The sequence below is a fragment of the Paenibacillus timonensis genome (assembly GCF_022427145.1).
GTDB lineage: Bacteria > Bacillota > Bacilli > Paenibacillales > Paenibacillaceae > Fontibacillus > Fontibacillus timonensis.
In genome coordinates this window covers 1-23,058 of the sequence record NZ_JAKSXN010000017.1, presented here as the reverse complement: position 1 = coordinate 23,058, position 23,058 = coordinate 1, and the positions used below count along the sequence as shown (strand labels likewise).

At 56.5% G+C, this 23,058-nt stretch carries 24 protein-coding genes; 7 read left to right on the top strand and 17 right to left on the bottom strand.

All coding sequences use genetic code 11. The annotated features are described in order from the left end of the window. The first annotated feature begins 141 nt into the window (after window positions 1-141). Window positions 142-480 carry a L,D-transpeptidase gene (locus tag MJ257_RS08655; protein WP_240268874.1) on the top strand — a complete coding sequence of 113 codons (339 nt, stop codon included), beginning with the start codon at window positions 142-144 and terminating at the stop codon, window positions 478-480. Between the two features lie 60 nt (window positions 481-540). Here the strand turns inward: MJ257_RS08655 and sufB are convergent, their stop codons facing one another. From sufB to MJ257_RS08625, 6 genes are all read right to left on the bottom strand, one after another. Next, window positions 541-1,938 carry a Fe-S cluster assembly protein SufB gene (sufB, locus tag MJ257_RS08650; RefSeq protein WP_240268873.1) on the bottom strand — a complete coding sequence of 466 codons (1,398 nt, stop codon included), beginning with the start codon at window positions 1,936-1,938 and terminating at the stop codon, window positions 541-543. Window positions 1,939-1,960: 22 nt separating this feature from the next. After that, on the bottom strand, window positions 1,961-2,383 hold the full coding sequence (gene sufU, locus MJ257_RS08645; protein ID WP_240268924.1) for a Fe-S cluster assembly sulfur transfer protein SufU: 423 nt from the start codon (window positions 2,381-2,383) through the stop codon (window positions 1,961-1,963). Further along, a complete protein-coding gene (locus MJ257_RS08640; RefSeq protein WP_240268872.1) occupies window positions 2,383-3,603 on the bottom strand; it encodes a cysteine desulfurase in 1,221 nt (406 codons plus the stop codon). Before MJ257_RS08640 ends, sufU begins: the two co-directional genes overlap by 1 nt. Beyond that, on the bottom strand, window positions 3,600-4,901 hold the full coding sequence (gene sufD, locus MJ257_RS08635) for a Fe-S cluster assembly protein SufD (RefSeq protein WP_240268871.1): 1,302 nt from the start codon (window positions 4,899-4,901) through the stop codon (window positions 3,600-3,602). Before sufD ends, MJ257_RS08640 begins: the two co-directional genes overlap by 4 nt. Window positions 4,902-4,920: 19 nt before the next feature. Next, the gene (gene sufC, locus MJ257_RS08630; protein WP_178024302.1) at window positions 4,921-5,703 is read right to left on the bottom strand and encodes a Fe-S cluster assembly ATPase SufC; all 783 of its coding nucleotides are present in this window, start codon (window positions 5,701-5,703) and stop codon (window positions 4,921-4,923) included. A gap of 308 nt (window positions 5,704-6,011) precedes the next feature. Beyond that, complete coding sequence (locus tag MJ257_RS08625; protein ID WP_240268870.1) at window positions 6,012-6,485, bottom strand: Dps family protein; 474 nt, start codon at window positions 6,483-6,485, stop codon at window positions 6,012-6,014. 261 nt (window positions 6,486-6,746) lie between these two features. On the opposite strand from MJ257_RS08625, the gene MJ257_RS08620 reads away from it, so the two are divergent. Next, on the top strand, window positions 6,747-7,292 hold the full coding sequence (locus MJ257_RS08620) for a hypothetical protein (RefSeq protein WP_240268869.1): 546 nt from the start codon (window positions 6,747-6,749) through the stop codon (window positions 7,290-7,292). An 88-nt stretch (window positions 7,293-7,380) separates the two neighbouring features. Here MJ257_RS08620 and MJ257_RS08615 read toward each other — a convergent pair whose 3' ends face one another. Then, the gene (locus tag MJ257_RS08615) at window positions 7,381-7,770 is read right to left on the bottom strand and encodes a DUF423 domain-containing protein (protein WP_240268868.1); all 390 of its coding nucleotides are present in this window, start codon (window positions 7,768-7,770) and stop codon (window positions 7,381-7,383) included. Between the two features lie 174 nt (window positions 7,771-7,944). On the opposite strand from MJ257_RS08615, the gene MJ257_RS08610 reads away from it, so the two are divergent. The 3 genes from MJ257_RS08610 to MJ257_RS08600 all read left to right on the top strand — a co-directional run bounded on the left by MJ257_RS08610 (window position 7,945) and on the right by MJ257_RS08600 (window position 10,303). Further along, the gene (locus tag MJ257_RS08610; RefSeq protein ID WP_240268867.1) at window positions 7,945-8,358 is read left to right on the top strand and encodes a hypothetical protein; all 414 of its coding nucleotides are present in this window, start codon (window positions 7,945-7,947) and stop codon (window positions 8,356-8,358) included. Between the two features lie 191 nt (window positions 8,359-8,549). After that, window positions 8,550-9,410, top strand: coding sequence for a DegV family protein (locus MJ257_RS08605; protein ID WP_240268866.1), 861 nt, complete (start codon window positions 8,550-8,552; stop codon window positions 9,408-9,410). 38 nt (window positions 9,411-9,448) lie between these two features. Next, window positions 9,449-10,303 carry a DegV family protein gene (locus MJ257_RS08600; protein WP_240268865.1) on the top strand — a complete coding sequence of 285 codons (855 nt, stop codon included), beginning with the start codon at window positions 9,449-9,451 and terminating at the stop codon, window positions 10,301-10,303. A gap of 81 nt (window positions 10,304-10,384) precedes the next feature. Here the strand turns inward: MJ257_RS08600 and narI are convergent, their stop codons facing one another. From narI to MJ257_RS08560, 8 genes are all read right to left on the bottom strand, one after another. Further along, window positions 10,385-11,074, bottom strand: coding sequence for a respiratory nitrate reductase subunit gamma (narI, locus tag MJ257_RS08595; protein WP_240268864.1), 690 nt, complete (start codon window positions 11,072-11,074; stop codon window positions 10,385-10,387). 20 nt (window positions 11,075-11,094) lie between these two features. Then, complete coding sequence (gene narJ, locus MJ257_RS08590) at window positions 11,095-11,757, bottom strand: nitrate reductase molybdenum cofactor assembly chaperone (RefSeq protein WP_240268863.1); 663 nt, start codon at window positions 11,755-11,757, stop codon at window positions 11,095-11,097. A 6-nt stretch (window positions 11,758-11,763) separates the two neighbouring features. Further along, on the bottom strand, window positions 11,764-13,263 hold the full coding sequence (gene narH, locus MJ257_RS08585; RefSeq protein WP_240268862.1) for a nitrate reductase subunit beta: 1,500 nt from the start codon (window positions 13,261-13,263) through the stop codon (window positions 11,764-11,766). Then, window positions 13,253-16,936 (bottom strand): nitrate reductase subunit alpha, encoded by a 3,684-nt coding sequence (locus tag MJ257_RS08580; RefSeq protein ID WP_240268861.1) that lies wholly within the window; start codon window positions 16,934-16,936, stop codon window positions 13,253-13,255. Before MJ257_RS08580 ends, narH begins: the two co-directional genes overlap by 11 nt. Beyond that, entirely contained in the window at window positions 16,937-17,218 is a 282-nt protein-coding gene (locus MJ257_RS08575; protein ID WP_240268860.1) for a hypothetical protein, read from the bottom strand. 28 nt (window positions 17,219-17,246) lie between these two features. Beyond that, the gene (locus tag MJ257_RS08570; RefSeq protein WP_240268859.1) at window positions 17,247-17,564 is read right to left on the bottom strand and encodes a hypothetical protein; all 318 of its coding nucleotides are present in this window, start codon (window positions 17,562-17,564) and stop codon (window positions 17,247-17,249) included. Beyond that, on the bottom strand, window positions 17,518-17,997 hold the full coding sequence (locus tag MJ257_RS08565; protein ID WP_240268858.1) for a hemerythrin domain-containing protein: 480 nt from the start codon (window positions 17,995-17,997) through the stop codon (window positions 17,518-17,520). The genes MJ257_RS08570 and MJ257_RS08565 overlap by 47 nt, the downstream gene beginning before the upstream one ends. 137 nt (window positions 17,998-18,134) lie before the next feature. Then, entirely contained in the window at window positions 18,135-19,154 is a 1,020-nt protein-coding gene (locus tag MJ257_RS08560; RefSeq protein ID WP_240268857.1) for a DUF7309 domain-containing protein, read from the bottom strand. Between the two features lie 186 nt (window positions 19,155-19,340). Between MJ257_RS08560 and yhbH the strand changes: the two genes are divergently transcribed. Together yhbH and MJ257_RS08550 are read left to right on the top strand one after the other, a co-directional pair. Further along, window positions 19,341-20,510, top strand: a complete 1,170-nt coding sequence (yhbH, locus tag MJ257_RS08555; RefSeq protein WP_240268856.1) for a sporulation protein YhbH — start codon at window positions 19,341-19,343, stop codon at window positions 20,508-20,510. An 8-nt stretch (window positions 20,511-20,518) separates the two neighbouring features. After that, window positions 20,519-21,949, top strand: a complete 1,431-nt coding sequence (locus MJ257_RS08550) for a SpoVR family protein (protein ID WP_240268923.1) — start codon at window positions 20,519-20,521, stop codon at window positions 21,947-21,949. A gap of 1 nt (window position 21,950) precedes the next feature. On the opposite strand, the gene MJ257_RS08545 is transcribed toward MJ257_RS08550, so the two are convergent. Next, on the bottom strand, window positions 21,951-22,454 hold the full coding sequence (locus MJ257_RS08545; protein ID WP_240268855.1) for a hypothetical protein: 504 nt from the start codon (window positions 22,452-22,454) through the stop codon (window positions 21,951-21,953). Window positions 22,455-22,573: 119 nt separating this feature from the next. Continuing rightward, on the bottom strand, window positions 22,574-22,900 hold the full coding sequence (locus tag MJ257_RS08540) for a hypothetical protein (RefSeq protein ID WP_240268854.1): 327 nt from the start codon (window positions 22,898-22,900) through the stop codon (window positions 22,574-22,576). Window positions 22,901-23,058 lie beyond the last annotated feature (158 nt).

Here is a 23,058-nt window from a genome sequence, read left to right as displayed (position 1 = left end):
TTCCCGGGTCTGAAAAGACTCGGGTTTCTCTTTTTGCCTTTGATGTGCGACGGCGATTCACCGGACTCTCTCCACTCTTGCCCAGCCCCCTCGTGCCTATTCGTCATACACTAACAAAAACGACGGAGGCTGATGCACCTTATGCCTAACTACCGCATCATCGTAGATTTATCGGACCGGATGCTGTACTTGCTGGACGACAACATCGTCGTGCGCGGATTTCCGGTGGGGATCGGCAAAATGCTCACGCAAACCCCCGAAGGAACGTATACGATCGTCAACAAGGCCCCGAACCCCGGTGGACCGTTTGGGGCCTATTGGATGGGCCTATCCAAACCCCATTACGGGATCCATGGGACCAACGATCCCTCTTCCATCGGCAAAGAGGTATCCCACGGCTGCATCCGGATGTACAACCCGGACGTCATTGAATTGGCCCGCCTCGTACCGATCGGGGCGAGCGTGACGATAAGGCAATAGGCCGCCAACGCCAAAAAAGGAGAAGACCCCAGGGTCTTCTCCTTTCGTTTGGCCCGGTCCTTACCCGATCGAGCCTTCCATCTCGAACTTGATCAACCGGTTCATTTCCACCGCGTATTCCATCGGCAGTTCTTTGGTGAATGGCTCGATAAAGCCCATGACGATCATTTGCGTGGCTTCTTCTTCGGTCAGGCCGCGGCTCATCAGATAGAAGAGCTGCTCCTCCGACACCTTCGATACGGTCGCCTCATGCTCCAAGGTGATGTTGTCGTTCATGATCTCATTGTATGGGATCGTATCCGACGTCGACTCGTTGTCGAGAATCAGCGTATCGCATTTGATGTTCGACTTCGCGCCTTCCGCCTGGCGGCCGAAGGATGCGAGACCACGGTACGTGACCTTGCCGCCATGTTTGGAAATCGACTTCGACACGATCGTCGACGTCGTATCCGGCGCCAGGTGAATCATTTTCGCCCCGGCATCCTGAAGCTGGCCTTTGCCGGCAACGGCGATGGACAGCACGCTGCCTTTCGCGCCGCGGCCTTTCAAGATCACCGCCGGGTATTTCATCGTCAGCTTGGAGCCGATGTTGCCGTCGACCCATTCCATCGTCGCGTTCTCCTCGGCTACCGCACGTTTGGTTACCAGGTTATAGATGTTAGGTGCCCAGTTCTGGATCGTCGTGTAACGCACGCGGGCGTCCTTCTTCACGATGATTTCCACGACCGCGCTATGCAGCGAGTTCGTGCTGTAGATCGGCGCCGTGCAGCCTTCCGTGTAGTGCACGAAGCTGCCCTCGTCGGCGATGATCAGCGTCCGTTCGAACTGGCCCATGTTCTCCGAGTTGATCCGGAAATAAGCCTGCAACGGCACCTCGCATTTCACGCCTTTCGGCACGTAAATGAAGCTGCCCCCGGACCATACGGCGCTGTTCAAAGCCGCGAACTTGTTGTCCGCCGCAGGAACGACCGTTCCGAAATACTCCTTGAACAATTCCGGATATTCACGCAAAGCGGAATCCGTATCCATGAAGATGACGCCCTGGTCTTCAAGGTCCTTCTGAATGCTGTGGTATACGACCTCCGATTCGTATTGCGCGGAGACGCCGGCCAGGAACTTCTGCTCCGCCTCTGGAATCCCCAGCTTATCAAACGTTTCTTTGATTTCCGCCGGGACTTCTTCCCACGTCTTGCCTTGCTTCTCGGATGGTCTCACATAGTATTGAATATCGTTAAAATCAAGCTCGCTCAAGTCGCCGCCCCAGCGCGGCATTGCCATTTTCTCGAACTGCTCGAGCGATTTCAGGCGGAAATTAAGCATCCATTCCGGCTCGCCTTTGATGCGGGAGATCTCCGTCACGATTTCACGGGTCAAGCCTTTACCCGATTGAAAGATCGCCTTGTGTTCATCCCGGAAGCCGTATTTATACTCTTCCAATTCCGGTGCTTTTTTGGCCATGTTCGGTTACCTCCTTAGGGGTTTAGATATCCGCTTGGATTCCTTTTTTCAACGCGTTCCAAGCAAGCGTTGCGCATTTGATGCGGGCAGGAAATTTATTAACGCCGGATAAGGCCTCAAGATCTTCATAATCGTCAAAATCCACCGATTCCCCCATCATCAGCCGGGAAAAACGTCCGGCCAGGTCCATCGCTTCATCGAAGGTCCGGCCTTTGACCGCTTCCGTCATCATCGATGCCGACGACATGCTGATGGAACAGCCTTCCCCGGTAAACCGGGCGTCCTTGACGACGTCTCCTTCCACGATCAGCTGCAAGGAAATGCGGTCGCCGCAGGTCGGATTGTTCAAATCGATCGTCAGCGCGCCTTCCTCAAACTTCCCGCGGTTCCGCGGGTTTTTATAATGATCCATTATGACTCGGCGGTACAGATCGTCCAGTTGCATCACCCAAAATACTCCTTTGTTTGGATTAAAGCTTCCGCCAGTCGGTCGATATCCTGTTCCGTATTGTACAAATACAGGCTGGCTCTGGCCGTTGCGCTCGCTTCAAGCCAGCGCATGAGCGGCTGACAGCAGTGATGGCCCGCCCGGATGGCGATGCCGGAAGCATCAAGCACGGTCGCAACGTCATGCGGATGAATGTCCTGCAGGTTGAAGGTGAGCAGGCCCACTTCGCGCTCACGCGGTCCGTATAAAGTCAGTCCTTCAATTTCCGACAGGCGGTTTATCGCATAAGCGGCGAGTTTGGCCTCATGGCGGTGAATTTCCTCAAGCCCGATGCCCTCCAGGAAATCGATGGCCGCCGCCAGTCCCACCGCCCCAGCGATGATCGGCGTTCCGCCTTCGAATTTCCACGGAAGCTCTTTCCAGCTTGATTCATACAGCCCGACATCGTCGATCATTTCCCCGCCATATTCGATCGGCTCCATGGATTCCAGCAATTGCTTCTTCCCATATAGCACCCCAATTCCGGTTGGCGCGCACATCTTGTGGCCGGAAAAAGCATAAAAATCCGCGTCCAATTCCTGTACGTCGATCTTCATGTGCGGGGTGCTTTGCGCACCGTCGACGACCATCACGGCCCCGTTACGATGGGCGATGGCCGCAAGCTCCTTGATCGGGTTCACGACGCCAAGGACGTTGGAGACATAAGCCGTCGCCACAATCTTTGTCTTGGCGGTGATCGTCTTCTCCGCATCCGCCAGATCGATATGGCCGTCCGGTTGAAGCGGAATGTATTTCAATACAGCCTTCTTCTTCAAGGCCAACTGCTGCCAAGGAATCAGGTTGCTGTGGTGCTCCATCGGAGTAATGACGATTTCGTCGCCTTCCCCGATCGCGGCAGCCCCATAAGAGGAAGCGACCAGATTCAACGCCGTCGTCGTGCCGCGGGTAAAGATAATCTCTTCCCGGCGAGCCGCGCCGATGAAGCGAGCCACCTTCTCGCGGGCGCCTTCGTAAGCGTCGGTCGCCCGGCTGCCCAGCGTGTGCACGCCGCGATGCACATTGGCGTTATCCCATTCGTAATAATGCTTTAACGCTTCAATGACAACGGCCGGCTTCTGCGAGGAAGCCGCGCTGTCGAGGTAAACGAGCGGATGCCCGTTCACCTCCTGCTGCAAAATCGGGAATTGTTTCTTGAGCTCTTCAGCATGGATGCTCATTGTCCCAACTTCCTTTCCACCAGGCCCTGCAGTTGCTTCTGCAGCGGCTCCAGCGGGATATCCGATACGACCGGAGCCAGGAAGCCATAGATGACCAGACGTTCGGCATCGGCACGGGTAATCCCCCGGGACATGAGATAGTAGATTTGCTCCGGATTGACTTGGCCTACAGAAGCTGCGTGTCCTGCCGAGACATCATCTTCGTCGATCAACAGAATCGGGTTGGCGTCACCACGGGCTTTCGGGCTCAGCATCAGCACTTTCTCGGTTTGCTGGCCGTCCGCTTTCGTGGCGCCTTTCTCGATTTTCGTGATCCCGTTGATGATCGCGGTCGCCTCTTCCCGCATAACCGCACGGGTGATCATTTGGCTCGCCGAGCTTTTGCCGTAGTGGACGGCCTTCGTCGTATAGTTCAAGCGTTGTTTGCCAGAACCAACGGCGATCACCTTCGCATCGGAGCTCGAGCCGTTCCCTTTCAAAATCGACAACGTTTCGCTAGCCGAATCGCCGCCGTTCATTTCTCCGATAATCCATTCGATGCTGCCGTCGTTTTCGACCACGGCGCGGCGGTACGTCATGTCCGTCGCTTGTTCGCCCAGATGGTGAACCGTGGCGAATTGAACCTTGGCGCCCGGTTTAACCACCACCTCAGCGGCACCGTTATGCACAATATTTCCATTTAAGTTCACGGAAATATAGTTATCCACGTAGGTGACCCGGCTGTTTGTATCCGCCACGATCAATACATGGGGAGCAAACGCAGATCCCGCATCATCCAAGAGGAAGATGCTTTGCAGCGGCGTATCGATCACCACGTTCTTCGGAACGTACAGGAAAACCCCGCCGTTCCACAATGCCGCATGCAAGGCGGACAACCGGTTTTCATCCGGCTTGACGACGCTGTGCAGATGCGCCTTCACGAGATCGCCATGCTCCCGCACCGCGGTTTCCAAATCGGTGAAGATCACCCCTTGGCTAGCCAGCTCCGGCGCCAGCCGGGTGAATACGGTATCGGCATTACGCTGAACGAGCAGATTGCTCTGCTCCGTCAAATCCACCAGGGATTGAATGCTGTCCGGAAGCTGCTGCGGATTCTCGCCGCGGGTTTCGCCAAGCGTTCCGTAGTTGCTCAAATCCCAGCGGTCGATTCGCGTCTTCTCCAATTTAGGCAGTTCCAGTTCCGCCGCCAGCTGCAGCGCCTTCGACCGGCTGTCCGTCAGCCAGGCCGGTTCGCCGCGCTTCGCGGAAAGTTGTTTCAGTTGCTCCGCTTCTACCGGAAGTACGGTTTGTGTCGTCATTCTCTACTCCTCCTTCCGATTAGGCTTCTTGACCAACCGTTTCGTCCACGATGCCCAGCTCTTCCTTGACCCAATCGTAACCTTCGGCCTCCAGGCGTTCGGCTAGTTCAGGACCGCCGGATTTTACGATGCGGCCTTGCATCATGACATGGACGAAGTCCGGTTTGATATAGTTCAACAGGCGTTGGTAGTGGGTAATAATCAAGAAACCGCGGTCCTCGCTGCGCATGGAGTTCACGCCATTCGCCACGATCCGCAAGGCGTCGATATCGAGACCGGAGTCGATTTCGTCCAGGATCACGATTTTCGGATCCAGCAGCAGCATTTGCAGGATTTCGTTCCGCTTCTTCTCCCCGCCGGAGAAGCCTTCGTTCAAATAACGATGCGCAAACTCCGGATTCATCTCCAGCACCTTCATTTGCTCTTCCATTTGGCGAATGAATTTGATCAGGGAGATTTCGTTTCCTTCGCCGCGGCGGGCATTAATCGCGCTGCGCAAAAAGTCCGAGTTGGTTACGCCCGCGATTTCGCTGGGATACTGCATAGCCAGGAACAAACCGGCCCGAGCGCGCTCGTCAACGGCCATTTCCAGCACGTCTTCGCCGTTCAGCGTGACATTGCCGTCCGTCACCTCATACTTCGGATGGCCCATCAACGCGGAAGCCAGTGTACTTTTCCCGGTTCCGTTAGGTCCCATGATGGCGTGGATTTCCCCGCCTTTTATCTCAAGATTGATCCCTTTCAGGATCTCCTTCTCCTCGATTGTCGCCTTCAGTCCTTCAACTACAAAATGCGTTGCCATGTGACTGCTCCTTCCATCCACGAATATTAACGTTATTTGCTCAGGGACGCCGCCCTTGTTCTTGCCATTATATCATAGCAATTATCACATTAGAATAATTCTAAGTGATTCTCATTGATTCTCATTTCATTCTAACCTACTTTTTTGGCATAAGCAACGTATGCCAGCGGATATAAACCGATGTGCTATACCGTTTGTCACAGACAAGTCGGAATTTCCATTATCGTCCAATGCAAAAGGACCCGGCCCTTGCTTGCGGCCAAGCCCTTCTGGTATGCCATGCTTATATTCCCATCTTGCTCCTAAGGTCAATCCAAGTACGCCCGGAGCATCCACATCTTTTTCTCCAGGCTTCCGACATAACCGGTCAACAGATCGCTCGTGGCGGGATCTTCCGCCTTGTCGGCTAACGCAATTCCTTCGTTGTATGCCTCGGTCAAGGTCGCCAAATCTTCGAGGACATGCTGCACCATCGCCCGCGGCTCTTCCTTACCGGCAGCTTCCTGAATAGTGGCCAGCTCCAGGTACTCCTTTAACGATGCGGCCGGATTCCACTTCAAGGTTAACATCCGCTCGGCGATGGCATCCATTTGTTCAGAAACTTCATTATATAGTTCCTCGAACTTGATATGCAGAGTGAAGAAATTGCTGCCTTTCACATACCAATGATAATTATGCAGTTTCACGTAAAGCACGTTCAAGTTGGCGACCTGTTCGTTCAACAGCTGCTCCAGGTTCGATTTCTTCGTTTTTCCTGCTGATTTAGCTTCCGAATTGGCCATCCTAATCCCTGCTTTCTATATAATTAGATTGTCAATATCTTACCCTAATCCGGGCGATGTGAAACAAGATGGGAGAACCCATTGCCTTGCGCCCTGCCGTTTCATTCATTCGGGAACGTTTTTTCGATTTCCAGCAATGCTCAGTGTTTTTTTCTTAAATTTGGACTATGATTGTTTTATCAGTGGTGCTATGATTATTTGGGTATTTTGAACAGAAAAGGATACGCCTTCTCTGCTTAACACGGAATAGTTGGGGGAATTATGGACAATCAGACTGGTCAACATCATGAGGAAGAATTAGGCTATTTGTTCAACGTCGAAATTCTGATCAAGGGCAAGACGAACCCGTTAGCACTGCAAGCGCTGCTCAAGCTGCTGAACGGCAGCCCTGATATCATAGATTTCCGTATCAATTCCGGAATTGAATTGGGACAGATCATTGAATCGACCTTGGCTTCCCGCAAGCAGTCCCGCATCGATAAAGCCAGAGCCGTCACGGCCAAGAACAGTGCCAAAGAAACGCCAAAGCCGCCGGCTGCGGCCGAGAAGAAGAAAAGCGAACCGGCTGCCTCGGGCAATTTCAAAGATATCGCGGCCAGCGAAGAGTTCCAGGCCTGGATCCAAAGCTACATCACGGGGAACAAGCTGGTCCGGTTGTACGTGAACCGAAACGGCAAGCGGACGAGCATCCCGTGCCGGATTTTGAACTTTCTTCCGGAAACCTACGCTCTGAACGTATACCACGTCGACGAGAAGCAGGTATACACGTTAAAACTGAGCGAGGTCATCGATTTTTTGGATACTTAAACGGAACCGCCGAATAGTGCATCATGACAAAGGGCTGACGTTTCCTGCATTGCAGGATTCGTCAGCCCTTTCGACTCCTCTAATCCAATTAAGCCCCGGCTTTCGAAGCGCCTTTCCAGGCTTCCAGCGCGAGCAGCAGCCACCCTCCCAGGAAAGCTACGCCTCCGAGCGGCGTCACCGGGCCAAGCCAGCGCCAGTCCAATCCGGCTAGTCCGTATAAGCTGCCCGAGAATAAAATTACCCCGATCAGGAACAACCGTCCGCTCCACAACAGGCGCCGGGATTCCCCCCATTTGCCGGCGAATAACGCGGCCAGCAATATCGCGATGCCATGGATCATTTGATAGTGGACCCCGGTCTCGAAGGTCCCTATCGCCGATTCCCCGATCCGCTCCTTCAGGATATGAGCACCGAACGCGCCAAGCGCCACGGCCAGAAGCATCACAACGGCCCCGATTCCCGCATATTTTCGCTGCATATCGTATCTCGCCCCTCTCTGATAATTCCTTGTCCATAGGCTCACGTTCATCATACCGCAGGGCTTCGATCGATTCCACCGCAATTCCATCCAAAAATATCCTTGCAATTTTCGGAAGGATATTTGAAGATGGTCTTGAATAGGTTTTCATTACCGTATAAAAGGAGTTTTAGGATGGATTATCGCCAATCGGAACAAGAACCCGCTTCCCCTTACCATGCGCCGTTCGAGCCCGCTTCCCGGAAGAAATTCTCCGGACCTGGCATCGCTTCGTTCGTGCTTAGCTTGCTTGCGGTGATCGGCTATATCACCTCGCTGACGCTGATTACGTCCACCGTGCTGGACCTCATGGACCAGCCTGCGAACGTCATCGCCGAGGATCTGATGCAGCGAACGGGGGCATTGCTCGGCATTTTGCTATTCCTCGTATCCGGCTTGCTGGATCTGATCGCGCTGATTCTGGGCATCGTCGGCCTGGCGGTCAAAAACCGACGCAAAGTGTTTGCGATTTTGGGCACGATTTTTTCGGCGTTGTCACTGCTCCTGCTCGTCATGTTGTTCGTTTTGGGCAGCCTTGCCGCCACGTAGCAACGGCGCCGGCGGACTCTTTCGCCGAACAGGCGGCGGCCCTGCGGGCAACCGCATCAAACCCCAAGCCCTGCGGGTCTCGTTGACGCGGACTTGGGGCTTTTCCTTGTCTCATTGTTTTTGATAAAATAATGAGAAGTTGCTTTTTTTACAGCCTATGAAATCGTATCAACTTACCAAGGAGACTGCTTATGTCTAATGTGAAAATTTTCGCGGATAGTACCTCGGATCTTCCAGCCGACTGGATCGGACGTTATGAGATTGGCCTGGTTCCGCTTTACGTCGTATTCGGCGATGAAACGTTCCGGGACGGCATCGACATTACCCCGCCCGATATCTACCGCCGGGTGGAGGCCGAGGGAAATCTGCCCAAGACAACGGCCCCGTCCCCGAAGGACTTTATGGATGCTTTTGGCCCTTATCTCGAACAAGGTCAGGACATCGTGTATATCAGCTTGTCCTCCAAGCTGTCGTCTACCTACCAGAACGCACAAATCGCTGCCGCGGAATTTCCCGAAGGCCGGGTCCATGTCGTAGATTCCCTGACCCTATGCAGCGGCATTGGATTGCTCGTCATGAAAGCGGTGCATCTCGCCGAGAAAGGACTGGCGGCCGCGGAAATCGCCGGACAAGTTGCGGCCATGCGCCCCCAGGTGGAGACGCAATTCGTCATCGATACGCTGGAATATTTGCATAAAGGCGGACGCTGCTCCGGCATGCAGAATTTCATCGGCAGCTTGCTGCAAATTCGGCCGGTGCTGAAACTCGTGGACGGGAACATCATCCCAGCTTACAAGGTGCGAGGGCGCAAGGAGAAAGCCGTGCAGCAAATGCTCGACAACGCCTTGGCCGACAAGGATAACATGGATCAGGATCTGATCTTAGTAGCCCATACGCTTGCGGAAGAAGAGGCGCTGCGGCTCGCCGCTATCCTGCGGGAGCAAACCGGCGCGCGCGAAGTCGCCATAGCGGAAGCCGGCTGCGTGATCTCCAGCCACTGCGGACCGCACACGGTCGCGATCATGTATACGAGAAAACAACCGGTCTCATAAGTCCCATAGATAACCAATGAACTTTTAGGAGGATTCATATGGGTTCCATCAAAATTTTTGCGGACAGCACTTGCGATCTCCCCGCCGAATGGATCACGCAGTACGATCTCGGCATCGTGCCGCTGTACGTCACGTTTTCGGAACAGACCTATAAGGATGGCGTCGATTTAACCGTGCCCGAGCTCTACCGGAAAGTCGACGAGACGGGCAAGCTGCCCAAGACGGCGGCGCCCTCGCCGGCCGATTTCATCCAGGCGTTTGCGCCTCATATTCAGGAAGGCCGGAAGATCCTCTACATCAGTTTGTCTTCGGAGCTTTCCTCGACCTATCAGAACGCATTGATTGCCGCAGAGGAATTTGCCGAGGGCATGGTAACGGTGTTTGATTCCCTGAACCTGTCGACCGGCATCGGTCTGCAGGTGATGAAGGCCGTCGGCGCCGTTGCGGAAGGCAAGAGCATGGAGGAAATCGTCGACCTGCTGACGGCCGTTCGTTCTCGGGTCGAGACCGAATTCGTCATCGATTCGCTGGATTATCTCTACAAGGGAGGCCGCTGCTCCGGCATGCAAAACATCGTCGGCAGCCTGCTCCGAATTCGCCCCGTCATTAAAGTGGAGGACGGAAAAATGACCCCGGCTTACAAGATTCGCGGCAGCCGCGAAAAAGCGCTCGATCAGCTCCTGAACAACGCGCTGAGCCGGATTTCCGATATGGATAACGACCTCATCTTCGTCACGCATTCCTTGGCGGACGAGGACGCGAAGATGCTGAAGCAGGCGCTGGAGTCCAAGACCAACGCCCGTTTGGTCGCGGTGTCCAACGCCGGCTGCGTCATTTCCAGCCACTGCGGGGCCAAAACGATCGGCATTCTGTACACCAAGAAACTCGCATAACGCACTTCGAAGAAAAGGGAAGGCCCGGGATTCGCACCCCGGCCTTCCCTTATTTGCGTCTGCCCGCAGACGGCAGCTCCCTTATCTACGTTTGTAGCTCACCCGCGAACGGTACTGCTGCGGGGCACGTGCCGGATAACGCACCGGCAGCGAAAACATATGCACCAGCTTCGTAAAGGGGATTGAAGCGAACAGCAGGAAAGCCGTCAGCACATGCAGCTGGAACAACAACGGCACCGTATCCATCAGATGATAATCGGGCCGGAACGCAAGCAGGCTGCGAAACCAAGGACCGATCGTCGTCCGGTATTCATAAGCCACCACGGTCGTATTGTAAACGATCGTCATGTACGTCCCGTTGGCGGCGACGATCAGCAGCAGGATGACGGCGAAGTAATCGGCAAACCCCGCATGGGCCCGAACGCGCCGGTTCAGGAACTTGCGGATCAGCAGCAGGACGAGTCCCAGCACCACCATGAGCCCTGCCAGACCGCCGCCGGCAATCGCGAAGAAATGATACGTTTCATCGTGAACGCCCATCGCGTGATAGACGCTTCGCGGGATCAGGACGCCCATCACATGGCCGATGAAAGCGAAAACGATGCCGTAATGAAACACCGTCGACCCGATCCGCAGCCATTTTTTCTCGAAAATTTCCGTCGAAGGGGCCGCCCAGCTCGCCTGCCGGAAGGCAAAGCGGTACAGCAAACCGAGAATCAGCACCGTCAAGGCGATGTAGGGATAAACGACCCACCAGAATAATCCGGTCATTGCGGTATTCCTCCATTCATTCAGTTGCACATTTTGAACTGCGCCGGATCCGTCCCCGTGCGGGCGGTCCCGTCCATTCCGTAAAGGATCGGATAGGGAAGCTCGTCCAGGTCGGCTTGCTCCCGCTTCGCTTCCAGCCGCCGGATGTCCTCCTCCGACGGCTCGCCGAACACGTCCTCCATCAGGTAGGCGAACAGTTCACGGTAAGGGCTGTCCTCCGCCAGATGTCCAGCCACGCGTTTCGTCGCCACGGCCAGCCGCAGCTCGAGCGCCCGGACGTGAACATGGTCCGGACGAATGGCCAGCAGCTCGTACAGCAGCGGCATATAGTCGGCCAGTTCGCCGGCCGACGCCGCAAATCCGGCATCGCCGATAATATGCTGCAGCAGGATCAGCGCGGCGCCGCGTTCCCGGCTGTCGCCCAGTTCATGCGCGGTCAAGTACAGCCCGGTTTTCTCCTTCCAATCGAAGGTCCACACGTACTGCTCCCGCAGCTCCCGGAGAGGGAGGGCCTCCAGCGGCCGAATCGCTGCTTCCAGTCGGTTCTTCAGCGCACAGTCCTCCACATCCGAAACCGCGTCAACCGTCTCCTTAAGCACTTCAGGATAACTGTCGTCAGGGTATCCGAGCAACCGGGCGGCGACGGCCAAACCGATGCGTTTCGCTTCCATGGCTTCCACCATATCGATCTAATCCCCCTTGGCAAAATACTGCGACATAAAACCTGACTCCGGCGTGATTCCCTCAAGACTGCAGGCCCCTTGACGATAATGCAGGCCGGCTTCCCCGATCATTTCCCGCCGCGCGGTCGGAATGACGAACCGTTCGTTATGCTTGGCTACGGCGAACAGGCGCGTCATCTCCTCGATTTCCTCCACGGTCGTTCCTGCTTCTTCCAGCAGCCGGCTGCGTCTCAACCCGTCCAGCCCGCCGACGGCGCGGTCGCGCATCATCACGCGCATGGCCGTCATTTTGAGCAGGACTTTCCGGACTACCCTCGTATCCCCCGCCGTCAGCAGGGAAGCCAAATACTCCATCGGAATCCGCATTTGGTCCACCGCGGGAATGTACATGTCCGTTTGCAGCTCGTCTTCCTCAAGGTGGTTCATGATTGGGCTGAGCGGCGGCACGTACCAAACCATCGGCAGCGTCCGGTATTCGGGGTGCAGGGGCAACGCCACCTTCCATTTCATCGCCATTTTGTAAATCGGCGACCGCTGGGCGGCATCGATCCACGCATCCGTGATCCCCGTTCTTCTCGCTTCCTTAATGACCTCGGGATCGTTCGGATCAAGGAACACACCCAGCTGCGCCTCATACAGTGCCTGCGGATCCTCCACGGCCGCGGCCGCTTTGACCCGGTCCGCATCGTACATGACGACGCCGATGTAACGGATCCGCCCGACGCAGGTCTCGGAGCAAATCGTCGAAAGACCGGCCTCGGTGCGCGGATAACAGAAGTTGCATTTCTCCGCCTTATGCGTGTTCCAGTTGTAATACACCTTGTGGTAAGGGCATCCGTTCATGCAGAAACGCCAGCCGCGGCAGGCTTCCTGGTCGACCAGCACGATGCCGTCCTCGTCCCGCTTGTAGAGAGCGCCGGACGGGCAGGAGGCGACGCAGGAAGGGTTGAGACAATGCTCGCAGATCCGCGGCAGGTACATCATGAAGGTCTTCTCATATTCCAAGGCGATGTGCTCCTGCAGCTTCTTGACGTTGGGGTCCATCGGCACGATTTCGCTGCCCCCGGCCAAATCATCGTCCCAGTTGGGGCCCCAGGTCGGCTTGTCCATGTACTCTCCCGTAATCATCGACACCGGACGACCAACCGGCAGATGCTTGCGCTTCGGGCTATGGAGCAGGCTGTCGTAATCGTACGTCCAAGGCTCGTAGAAGCTGTCCAGATCGGCCATGTCCGGGTTGTAGAAAATGTTCGCCAGCTTGGCGATCGGCCCGCCGGCCCGCAGCGACAGCTTGCCGCCGCGCAGCACCCAGCCGCCCTTGTACTTGCGCGCGTCCTCCCACTCCTTCGGATAGCCCGGTCCCGGCCGGGTCTCCACGTTGTTGTACCACATATACTCCGTGCCGGGGCGGTTGGTCCAGGTGTTCTTGCAGGTGACCGAGCAGGTATGGCAGCCGATGCACTTGTCGAGGTTCATTACCATCGCGACCTGCGTTTTAATCCTCAAGCCAATTTACCTCCTTCAGCGGACGGATGATCGTCATCGTATCCCGTTGATTTCCCGTCGGCCCGTAATAATTGAAGCCGTAGCTGAGCTGCGCGTATCCGCCGATCATATGCGTCGGCTTGAGCGTAATGCGGGTCACGCTGTTATGCGTGCCGCCCCGCTGCTTGGTGATCGAGGTGCCGGGCACGCCAAGCGTGCGGTCCTGGGCATGGTACATGTAGGCGATTCCCTCGGGAACCCGGTACGTCAGCACTGCCCGGGCTGCCACGACCCCGTTGCGGTTGTATACCTCGATCCAGTCGTTGTCCTTAATGCCGATCGATGCCCCGTCCTTCTCGTTCAGCCACACGACCTGCCAGCCGCGGAACAACGTCGACATCTGGTTCGTATCGGTGAACATCGTATGGATGCCCCATTTCTGGTGCGGGGTCAAATACCGGATCGTCAGCGATTTCCCGTTGTTCGGCACCTCCCGTTCTCCCTTCAGGAAAGGGACGTGCTTCAGCGGCGGCAGATAGATCGGCAAAGCCTCCCCGAAATCCAGGATCATTTCATGGTCGAGGTAAAAGCTTTGCCGCCCGGTCAACGTCCGCCACGGAATGTTGTATTCGGTATTCAGCGTAAACGGCGAATACCGGCGATTGTCCTTCTCCAGCCCGCTCCAGACGGGCGCGGATATCGCCTGGCGCGGCTGGGCGGTGATGTCGAACAACGTAAAGGCTTCCTCTTCGCGTGGTTTGGCGATGTCCGCGAGCTGCTTTCCGGTCTTCTTCTCCATGTCGTGCCAGCCTTCGACCGCACGTTCCCCGTTCGTCGCCCCCGACATCAGCAGGATCGCTTCAATCGCTTGGCGGTCCTCGTACAAATCCGGCTGGCCTTTGCCGATGCCCTCCCGTTTGGAGATGCCCAGCCGCTCTTTCAGTTGCTTGTACACCCGCTCGCCCGGGATTTTCACCGCCTTGGAGCTATACCCCTTTTCGATGTTGGGCCCAAGCGTGATCATCTTTCCGTATACGTTCGGGTAGTCGCGCTTCACGATCAGGAAATGCGGCATGCTTTTGCCGGGGACGGCTTCAATCTCGCCTTTGCGCCAATCCTTGATTTTCCCGTGCGCCTGGGCCACCTCGTCCGGACTGTCGTGGCCAAGCGGCGTCATCATCACGTCCTCGCATGCGGGGAGATGCTTCTCGGCCAGCTGCGAAAACGTCTTGGCGATTTCCCGGAACGCATCCCAATCGCTTTTGCTCTGCCAAGGCGGAGAGATCGCCGGATTAAGCGGATGGATAAACGGATGCATGTCCGTGCTGCTCAGATCGTGCTTCTCATACCAGGTCGCGGCCGGCAGCACGATGTCCGAGAACAATCCCGAACTGGTCATGCGGAAGTCCATGCTGACGAACAGATCGGTTTTGCCTTCCGGCGGCATATCGTCGGTATGCACGTCCTTCGGCCGCCAGGATTGGGTCGGGTCGGTGAGTACCTGGTTGTCGGCGCCGATCAGATGCTTGGCGAAATACTCATGTCCTTTGCCGCTGTCGCCAAGCAGATTGGAGCGCCAGTTGAAGAACACGCGCGGGAAATTTCGCGGATCGTTCGGATGCTCGATGGCGAAGTCCAGTTCGCCGTCCTTGACCATCCGCGCAACCTCCTGAACGGCCTCCTTGTCGTCCGTCAGGCCTTTGCCGCGCAACTCCTTCGCCACGTCCAGCGAGTTTTGGCTGAACTGCGGGAACGACGGCAGCCAACCGAGCCTTGCCGCCAGCGCGTTAACATCGGCCGGATGCAGTTTGCTGTAACGGCCGCCCCAAGGCGTGTCTTGCTCCTCGTTTAACGGAGCCTCGTACCGGAACTGTTCGGTGGCGAAATAGAAATACGAGGTGCCGTTCTGCAGACGCGGCGGGCGGATCCAATCCCCGGCAAAGGCGATCTGCTGCCAGCCTTCCAGCGGGCGTACCTTCTCCTGGCCGACGTAATGCGCCCAGCCGCCGCCGTTTACGCCCTGAGAGCCGGTTAACAGCACCAGGTTCAGGATCGCGCGGTAGATTTGGTCGCTGTGGTACCAGTGGTTGGTCCCGCCGCCCATGGCGATCATCGAACGTCCGCCTGTCTTGGCGGCATTGTCGGCGAACTCGCGGGCGACCTGGATGCAATGCGCCTTCTTGACCCCGGTAATCGCCTCCTGCCAGGCCGGCGTATACGGCTTCATCTCGTCGTAATCGGCCGGATAGTCGCCGGGCAGCCCGCGCGGCACGCCGACGTGGGCCATCATCAGGTCGTATACGGTCGCTACCTTCAGCGTCTCGCCGGACGGGGTTTGCAGGTGCTTGACCGGCACGCCGCGCTGGACGGTTTGGCCTTCTTGTTCCGCGAAATAGGGAAAATCCACCAGAGCCACCTCGTCGGCCCCCCCGAGAAAGCTCAGCTGCGGATCGATGCGCGTGCCGTCCGGCTTATCCAGATCCAGGTTCCACTGACTGCCTTGGTCCCAGCGGAAGCCTTGGCTGCCGTTCGGCACCTCGGGCTTTCCTGCGGCGGCGTCCCAAAGCACCGTTTTCCATTCGGCCAGCTCCTGCTCGTCGCCGAGATCGGCCGCACGAAGAAACCGGTCCGTGCGGAAGCTTCCGTTCTCCTCCTTCAGCATGACGAGGAACGGGAGGTCGGTAAACTTCTTCACGTAATCCCGGAAATAAGGGGTTTCTTGATCAACGTAAAATTCCTTCAGGATGACATGCGTCATGGCCATGGCCAGCGCCGCATCCGTGCCGACCCGGGCCGGCAGCCAGATGTCGGCAAACTTCTCGTATTCCGAATAATCCGGACTTACGCCGACGACCTTGGTCCCGTTATAGCGGGCTTCCACCATGAAATGGGCGTCAGGGGAGCGGGTTTGCGGGATGTTGGTGCCCCAAATGATAAAATACTTCGTATTGTACCAATCCCCGCTCTCCGGGACGTCGGTCTGCTCCCCCCACACCTGCGGTGAAGCCGGCGGGAGGTCGGCGTACCAGTCATAGAAGCTGAGGATCGTTCCGCCGATCAGCGAGAGGAATCGGGTTCCCGCCGCATAGCTGACCATCGACATCGCCGGAATCGGGCTGAAGCCAACGACGCGGTCGGGTCCGTATTGGCGGATCGTATGGATCGTTGCGGCCGCGATCATCTGGCAGGCTGCATCCCAGTCGGCGCGGACGAAACCGCCTTTGCCCCGCGCTTTGACGTAGCGGGCGCGTTTCTTCGGATCGTCCACGATGTTCTGCCAGGCGAGAACCGGATCCTTGACCGCCGCCATCTCCTCGCGCCACATCTCGTAGAGATCCCCGCGGATATACGGGTACTTCACCCGCAGCGGGCTGTAGGTGTACCAGGAGAAGCTCGCCCCCCTCGGGCAGCCCCGCGGCTCGTATTCCGGAAAGTCCGCGCCCGTCGTCGGGTAATCGGTCTTCTGCGTCTCCCACGTAATGATGCCGTCCTTCACGAAGACGTTCCAACTGCAGGAGCCCGTACAGTTCACGCCATGCGTGGATCGGACGACCTTGTCGTGCTGCCAACGCCCCCGGTAGAGGCTCTCCCAGTCCCGGCCGCGGGGGCTTTCCTCGGTCCAGCCGTCATTGATGCGTTCCCCGCGCCGCAAATATTTGAGCGACTCGAACAGCTTGTTCTGCTTATCACCCACTTAAAAATCTCCCTTCTGGTCAAATCCCGCCGGCGAAAGAGGGTTAAACCGTTCACCGGTCAGCTTGAACGCGCCCTCTCCGGCCCGCAGCTCCTCGGCGAACACGCTCCAAGCGGGAGCGTTGCAGGCAGCCAGGATCAAGCGTTGCAGCTCGTCCAGCTGACCCATCGACGCGATCTTCGCCTTCACCTCGTCGTCCGGTTCTCCAAAACGCATTTGCAGCACCGCAAGCAGGTCCTCCCGGTCCTGCCTGGCGAACAGCTCAAGCTCGCGTGCTTCCACCTTCCGTCAACTCCTTTTTTGAGGTTGTTCAAAAAGTCATTTTGGCGATTAACGCCTGCTTCGCCTTCTCGGCGGCTTCCCGCAGAAACCCCCCGATCCGTTCGTCATCACGTTCGATCCAATCCCAAGGGATCACGCGGCTTTCCAGCCGCTCAAACCGCTCGCCGTAGCGCACGCGTACCGCAACGCCGCGTTCATGGACCTGCGCGCCCGCCTTGACGTCATAAGGATGCAATCCCAAGCGGGCGAGCTCGTCCGTCAACCGGGCGTAAAGCCGCGGTTCAGCCGCGCGCAGCGGCTTATCCGGCAGCAAATCCGTCAATTTCGGGGCCGGAAGATGCGTCATGACGTACCGCCTCCATTTCTTTTTCCACCATGTCTTCTTCAAAACGGTTATGCAGCTGATCAACCAGAATCAACGCCCGAAGGCGATGGACTACTTCCTCATCGACCTCGCCCCGTTCCAAGCGATCCTTTATTTCCGCCACCAGCTCCCGCAGCAACTGATGGTCCCGGGTCAAGGCGATAATGACGTCTTTCAGTTGCGGCTTGAGTTCCAGGGCCTCGACATACAGCCCCTCTTCCTCGCTTTGCGCATGCTGCAAGGTGCGAGATTCCCAGTGCTCCACGGCGATCCAGGCGATCTCCAGCGCCTTCTCCCGTTCGCCCCGGCTCAGGCAGTGCGCGAGCAGCTCCGTCAGCTCCTTGGCTTCTTCCAGCACCGCTTCGTGAATTAACGCATGGCTGTCCACGTTTCTTAAGGAGGGTCCCGATCTCATGCACACTCATCCTTTTTTGGTTAATTTTTACTAGGGTTTGCTGCACCTTGCCGATTTATTCCTCCATTGGGGCAAAAAAAGACCGGGATCCCCAGCATTACGCTGGAATTCCCGGCTATGGTCCTGCCCTCATCTAGTTATAATAGCGTGCCCCCCACCGATTGTTGGAACTCCTCAATCGCCGGCAGTTGCGGCTCTACACGTCCCACTAAACCAAACCCCGCAATCACCAGCGCTAACTCGTCCAACAGCAAGGAATGACGCACCACAAGGCGTATCGGGATGACCCGATGCGTCTCGATCAGCGACAGCAGGCCTTCGGCAAGGTTCTCGGACGCTTCGTTCCGTTTGGTTAACCCGTAATGCAGCACTTGTCCCGTCTCCTGATCCGCAATGACGTTCATCGTCGGATAGAAGGGACGTTCTTCTTCAATGGGCATCGGTATAAAAAAGCTGTCTACTTCCCAAACGCCCGCATTGCCGTTTACCGCGCGTCTGGCCTTGGCCATGCGCAGCTCATCCACCACGACCGCCCGCCCGGAAGGCACCAACGGCCGATCCGCCGGATCCGGCTCCCGCCATTCGCTGATCCATTCGGTCGTGCCGTCATCTTTTCCCGCCACCGGAATCCGTACGAGAAACCGTTCCCCGTTTCCTTCCAGTAAAACATCGGGATCCTGCCGGTGGGAACGGCTCACCTCCATCGCTTGTTTGATGATGTCCGTGAAGAAGGCAACATCTTCCCGATCCGACAACGGCCAAGGCACGTATCCCGGCTCGTAGAGGCGGAAGGACGGCCAAGCGTTCTTGCCGTTCAGGGATAAGTCAAGCTCTTTCACGCGTTCGTATTCCTCCGGATACAGCTCGTCCCGGCTGCCGAACGACAACATATAACAGTGCTGAGCGAACAACGGATCGCCCGTGAATTCCCCGTTCAACAGGTCCAGCACCGTCTGCAACCCCTCCGTCCCAAGATAGACGGCTAGGCCAAACACCTCTTTGCCGCTTCCCATCACGCAGCAGTATCCGGTGAGGTGATCCCGGGAACTCCGGACGCCAAACAAATGTACGTTCGAAAGCCATTCCCACGGCTTCAGCTTTTTAAATTCACCCGCCGCTTCATATAATTCCAACCAATCCTGGTTCGTCGGCTCCATCTCGGTACCTCCTTCGTAAAACCAACCTCGCTTCCTTCAGCTTAACGGGAACCTCCGCCTTTTTCCAGCGTTATTGTTTCCAAACCGGCGCAAGCTCCCTCACATATCGCCCCTCTCCGTGAATATACTTTATTTACATCCACAAATATAGCGTTCCGGGAAATCCCGATATGGAGGTGTTCATCTATGCCAACGCCTGATCGATATAACTTTGTCGTCTCCAAAGAGGACTGGTCGCTGCATCGGAAAGGATACCAGGATCAACAGCGTCACCAGGAGAAAGTACGGGAGGTCATCAAGCAAAATCTGCCCGACCTCGTCACCGAGGAAAATATCATTATGTCGGACGGCAAGCAGATCATTAAGGTTCCCCTCCGCAATTTGGAAGAGTACCGCTTCATCCATAACTACCAGAAACATAAGCATGTCGGCCAAGGTGACGGAAGCAGCGAGGTCGGCGACGTGCTGGGCCAGGACAGTCCCAAGGAAAGCGGAAAAGGCGGGAAAGGCGGCAAGGCCGGCGATCAGCCGGGCTACGATTACGTAGAGGCCGAGGTCAGCATCGAGGAGCTGGAGGATATGCTGTTCGATGAAATGGAGCTGCCCTACATCCAGGAGAAAGACAAAGAAGAAATGGAAACCGAATCGATTCGTTTTAACGATATCCGCAAAAAAGGCCTGATGTCCAACATCGACAAGAAACGGACCATTCTGGAGAACCTGCGCCGTAACGCAACCGCCGGCACTCCCGGCATCCACGGCATTTCGCCGGATGATCTTCGGTACAAAACGTGGGAGGAGATCGTGGTTCCCCGCTCCAACGCGGTGATCCTGGCGATGATGGATACGTCGGGTTCGATGGGCGCGTTCGAGAAATACTGCGCGCGCAGCTTCTTCTTCTGGATGACGCGATTCTTGCGGCGACAATACGAAAAGGTGGAGATCGTCTTTCTGGCCCATCATACCGAGGCGAAGGAGGTCAGCGAGGAGGAATTTTTCACCCGCGGGGAAAGCGGCGGCACCATCTGCTCTTCGGTTTATCAAAAAGCGCTGGAGATCATCGACTCCCGTTACCCGCCCTCCGGTTACAATATCTATCCGTTCCACTTCTCCGACGGCGATAACCTGACCTCCGACAACGAGCGCTGCGTCAAGCTGATCGGGGAGCTGATGAAGCGCAGCAACCTGTTCGGGTACGGGGAGGTCAACCAGTACAACCGCGGCAGCACCTTGATGTCCGCTTACCGGACGATCAAGCAGGAGAAATTCATGTATTACGTCATTAAGGAAAAAGGCGAAGTTTACAACGCGTTAAGACGGTTTTTTCACAAGCGCGAAGGGGGTGCGGCAAGTTGAGCAGCGAAATGGAACAGCTCGAATACGCCATCGCGGAAATCATGGAAATCGCCGACTCCTTCGGGCTCGACTATTATCCGATGCGCTATGAAATTTGCCCCGCCGATATCATCTATACGTTTGGCGCATACGGCATGCCGACCCGCTTCTCGCACTGGAGCTTCGGGAAAACCTTCAATAAGATGAAGATGCAATACGATTTCGGTCTCAGCAAAATCTACGAGCTTGTCATTAACTCGAACCCTTGTTACGCCTTTTTGCTGGAGGGCAATTCGCTGATTCAGAATAAGCTGATCGTCGCTCACGTGCTGGCGCACTGCGATTTCTTCAAAAACAACGTGCGGTTCTCCGCCACCAATCGGGATATGGTCGAGAGCATGTCCGCCACCGCCGAGCGGATCAGCCGGTATGAACTGGCTTACGGCGCGGCAACGGTGGAAAGCTTCATCGATGCCGTGCTCGCGATCCAGGAGCATGTCGACCCGCAGCTGATCAAGCCGATGCGCTACGACAAGCGCCGGCAAATGGAGGAGAAGCTGCGCCGGGCCAAGGACGGACGGTATGGGCAAGCAAAGGAAGGAGCCTACGACGACCTGTGGTCGCTGGACGGGATTTCGGGAGGACGCGCTGCGGCGGAAGCCAAAGAGAACGCCGTGCAATTTCCGCCCGAACCGGAGAAGGATATCGTCTGGTTCATTCAGGAATATTCGGAAGCGCTGGAGGATTGGCAGCGCGACATCATGAGCATGCTGCGCGAGGAAATGCTGTATTTCTGGCCGCAAATGGAGACGAAGATCATGAACGAGGGATGGGCTTCCTACTGGCATCAGCGCATCATCCGCGAGCTTGATCTCACCAGCGACGAAACGGTCGAATTCGCCAAGCTGAACGCCTCGGTCGTCCAACCGTCGCGGCAAAGCCTGAACCCGTATTACCTCGGGCTGAAGATCTTCGAGGACATCGAGCGCCGCTGGGATCACCCGACCGAAGAGGAGCGCCGCCGCTTTGGCCGCGAGCCCGGGCAAGGCCGGGAGAAAATTTTCGAGGTGCGCGAGCTCGACTCCGACATCTCGTTCCTTCGCAGCTATCTGACCAAAGAGCTCGTCCGTGATCTGGACTTATACATTTTCGAGAAACAAGGACCGGAATGGAAAATCACCGACAAAACATGGGAGCACATCCGCGACCAACTCGTGGCCTCCCGCGTGAACGGCGGTTCCCCGTATATCGTCGTCCAGGACGGCGACTACCTGCGTTCCGGCGAATTGCTGCTGAAGCATCAGTATGAGGGAATTGAACTGGATCTGAAATACCTGGAGCATACGCTCCCCCACGTCTACAAGCTGTGGGGCCGCCCCGTGCATCTGGAGACGGTGGTGGAGGAGAAGCGTGCCATGTTCTCTTACGACGGTCAGAAGCATATCCGGAAGATGATTTGAGTTAGATCACCTTCAGGCTGAAGTAGAAATCGCTTTGGCCTTGATCAAGGAACCATTCGCAATGGATGCGGTACAGGTAGGTTCCTGTCTCTTGCGGAACCTTATAAGGGTCATTGAGGGCTCCGCCTTTCGGGTCCGTCCCCGTTAGCGTGAATTCCTTGATGCCCTCTGGAGCCTCGGTATCGATTGGAGCGCCTGCGGGAACCGCGGTTGCCTTTAGTTCAGGAATGCTGGCATCCACGCTGACGCAGCTGCCTTCGCTGCTAAGAACTGGCGAGCACCAGGAGTAACCGCCCCGGGCAACCTCGATGGCGGTTCCTTGCACGGATACGACGGGCAGAGGAGGTGCCCCCTCCTTGATCCATCCGGAACGAATGGCTTGTTGGACATTGGAAGGATCCGCAGGCTCGTTCTGTCGTACGCCAATCGAATAACCGGCCCAGAAGGCGCACGCTAAAATCGCGAGTGCAACTACGGTTAACATGAGTTTGTTGCTCTTTTCCATGAAATCCCCCCGCATTTGTTTCTTATATTAACGTTGCCGTTGCCACGGATGTTTCAGTCCGAAAGAAGAGCCGCCCGGATCAATAGATTCGGCGGCTCTTGTTCTTCCTGCGGAATCGGTCAGGACAGCAAGGCGATAACCAGCAGCTCGTAGAGCACCAACGTCAAAATCATTTCGTCGCTTGGGCTGGGTCCCCAAAAGGGAGCTCCAAAGGCGCGCTGGCCCCCGTACCGCGGAACGGCCAATTGCAACATCCCGCCTTGGCAACTGACGATCCGGCCGACATGCACATGACCGTCCATCGTTTCGATGCGGACTCTCTGATTGACAAGCTGCCGGCAGATGCCTTGCACCCGGTCGCGGATCGAGCGCAAATGCCGGGCGGATTGCGGGTCCGCCTGATAAACGATGCGTTGTTGAGGATGCCCCCATGGTTGAACACTCATTCGTTCTTCGCCTCCAAGGTTTCTTTCAAGTTCAAATTATCGTATGCGAATACCCAGGGGGCGGTGAGGCGGGGAGAGAGGGAATTCGGCCCCGCCTTATAAATGGCGAAAAATCAACTGCAAAACCTGCTGTTAATTGGGTCAGTTCTGCGTTTGGA

Bases quoted from the DNA above. Each gene is read 5' to 3' on its own strand.
- MJ257_RS08655 (WP_240268874.1), top strand. From the start codon at position 142: ATGCCTAACTACCGCATCATCGTAGATTTATCGGACCGGATGCTGTAC.
- sufB (WP_240268873.1), bottom strand. From the start codon at position 1,938: ATGGCCAAAAAAGCACCGGAATTGGAAGAGTATAAATACGGCTTCCGG.
- sufU (WP_240268924.1), bottom strand. From the start codon at position 2,383: ATGCAACTGGACGATCTGTACCGCCGAGTCATAATGGATCATTATAAA.
- MJ257_RS08640 (WP_240268872.1), bottom strand. From the start codon at position 3,603: ATGAGCATCCATGCTGAAGAGCTCAAGAAACAATTCCCGATTTTGCAG.
- sufD (WP_240268871.1), bottom strand. From the start codon at position 4,901: ATGACGACACAAACCGTACTTCCGGTAGAAGCGGAGCAACTGAAACAA.
- sufC (WP_178024302.1), bottom strand. From the start codon at position 5,703: ATGGCAACGCATTTTGTAGTTGAAGGACTGAAGGCGACAATCGAGGAG.
- MJ257_RS08625 (WP_240268870.1), bottom strand. From the start codon at position 6,485: ATGGCCAATTCGGAAGCTAAATCAGCAGGAAAAACGAAGAAATCGAAC.
- MJ257_RS08620 (WP_240268869.1), top strand. From the start codon at position 6,747: ATGGACAATCAGACTGGTCAACATCATGAGGAAGAATTAGGCTATTTG.
- MJ257_RS08615 (WP_240268868.1), bottom strand. From the start codon at position 7,770: ATGCAGCGAAAATATGCGGGAATCGGGGCCGTTGTGATGCTTCTGGCC.
- MJ257_RS08610 (WP_240268867.1), top strand. From the start codon at position 7,945: ATGGATTATCGCCAATCGGAACAAGAACCCGCTTCCCCTTACCATGCG.
- MJ257_RS08605 (WP_240268866.1), top strand. From the start codon at position 8,550: ATGTCTAATGTGAAAATTTTCGCGGATAGTACCTCGGATCTTCCAGCC.
- MJ257_RS08600 (WP_240268865.1), top strand. From the start codon at position 9,449: ATGGGTTCCATCAAAATTTTTGCGGACAGCACTTGCGATCTCCCCGCC.
- narI (WP_240268864.1), bottom strand. From the start codon at position 11,074: ATGACCGGATTATTCTGGTGGGTCGTTTATCCCTACATCGCCTTGACG.
- narJ (WP_240268863.1), bottom strand. From the start codon at position 11,757: ATGGTGGAAGCCATGGAAGCGAAACGCATCGGTTTGGCCGTCGCCGCC.
- MJ257_RS08570 (WP_240268859.1), bottom strand. From the start codon at position 17,564: ATGACGCATCTTCCGGCCCCGAAATTGACGGATTTGCTGCCGGATAAG.
- MJ257_RS08565 (WP_240268858.1), bottom strand. From the start codon at position 17,997: ATGAGATCGGGACCCTCCTTAAGAAACGTGGACAGCCATGCGTTAATT.
- MJ257_RS08560 (WP_240268857.1), bottom strand. From the start codon at position 19,154: ATGGAGCCGACGAACCAGGATTGGTTGGAATTATATGAAGCGGCGGGT.
- yhbH (WP_240268856.1), top strand. From the start codon at position 19,341: ATGCCAACGCCTGATCGATATAACTTTGTCGTCTCCAAAGAGGACTGG.
- MJ257_RS08550 (WP_240268923.1), top strand. From the start codon at position 20,519: ATGGAACAGCTCGAATACGCCATCGCGGAAATCATGGAAATCGCCGAC.
- MJ257_RS08545 (WP_240268855.1), bottom strand. From the start codon at position 22,454: ATGGAAAAGAGCAACAAACTCATGTTAACCGTAGTTGCACTCGCGATT.
- MJ257_RS08540 (WP_240268854.1), bottom strand. From the start codon at position 22,900: ATGAGTGTTCAACCATGGGGGCATCCTCAACAACGCATCGTTTATCAG.